Annotated in this window: 2 pseudogenes; both read left to right on the top strand. The window is 68.5% G+C overall.

Annotated elements, in window-relative coordinates:
- Positions 1-193 (top strand): annotated as a pseudogene (locus AC1DYG_RS19510) (ABC transporter permease); the annotation flags it as partial.
- Positions 194-285: 92 nt separating this feature from the next.
- Positions 286-480, top strand: a pseudogene (locus AC1DYG_RS19505) (hypothetical protein); the annotation flags it as partial.

Genomic DNA, 480 nt, shown 5'->3' with positions numbered 1-480 from the left:
CTCGATGCCCTCGTGGCTGCAGTGGTTCGCCGAGAACCAGCCGGTCACCCCGATCATCGAGACCGTCCGAGGACTGCTGATGGGCACCGAGATCGGCAACAGCGCCTGGCTCGCCCTCGGCTGGTGCGCGGCGATCACCGTGGCCGGCTTCGCCTGGTCGACCGTGCTCTACCGCCGGCGCGTCGCCGCCTGAAATCCCGGCCCCGTCCGAGGTATCCGGTACCGGGAGAAACACCAGACCATGGGGTGCGTCGAAACCCGAGCCCCTGCGGTTAACCTGGGGTGGTGGAAGCCATCACCAGCAGTCGAGCCTCGCGACGCGCGGACCCGGCTCTGGAGAGCCCGGACGATCCGCAGGAGTTGCTGCCCCGCAAGCGCCCCACTCAGGAGCGCAGCCAGCGCAAGTTCGACGCCCTGCTCTCCTCCGCGCGCGAACTGCTGACCGAGGTCGGTTTCGAGTCGTTCACCTGTGAGGAGGTC

It is taken from the genome of Pedococcus sp. P1_H8, assembly GCF_056405175.1.
Note: the sequence above shows the minus strand (reverse complement) of the source record. Positions and strands in the feature narration are given on the sequence as shown.